1 protein-coding gene is annotated in these 370 nt (G+C 48.6%); it reads right to left on the bottom strand.

What is annotated here, in order from left to right:
• On the bottom strand, nt 1-213 hold a 213-nt coding region (locus EJ063_RS20755; RefSeq protein ID WP_126576090.1), incomplete at its 3' end, for an excisionase.
• Nucleotides 214-370 lie beyond the last annotated feature (157 nt).

The following is a 370-nucleotide window of genomic DNA, read 5'->3' as shown; positions in this document are numbered from 1 at the left end:
CTTCGCCTTCTTCCCATTTCTGATCCTCTTCAAAAGGCCACCTGTTACTGGTCGATTTAAGTCAACCTTTACCGCTGATTCGTGGAACAGATACTCTCTTCCATCCTTAACCGGAGGTGGGAATATCCTGCATTCCCGAACCCATCGACGAACTGTTTCAAGGCTTCTTGGACGTCGCTGGCGTGCGTTCCACTCCTGAAGTGTCAAGTACATCGCAAAGTCTCCGCAATTACACGCAAGAAAAAACCGCCATCAGGCGGCTTGGTGTTCTTTCAGTTCTTCAATTCGAATATTGGTTACGTCTGCATGTGCTATCTGCGCCCATATCATCCAGTGGTCGTAGCAGTCGTTGATGTTCTCCGCTTCGATA

Origin of the sequence: Vibrio aquaticus (genome assembly GCF_003970385.1) — a bacterium.
Taxonomy (GTDB): domain Bacteria; phylum Pseudomonadota; class Gammaproteobacteria; order Enterobacterales; family Vibrionaceae; genus Vibrio; species Vibrio aquaticus.
Note: the sequence above shows the minus strand (reverse complement) of the source record. Positions and strands in the feature narration are given on the sequence as shown.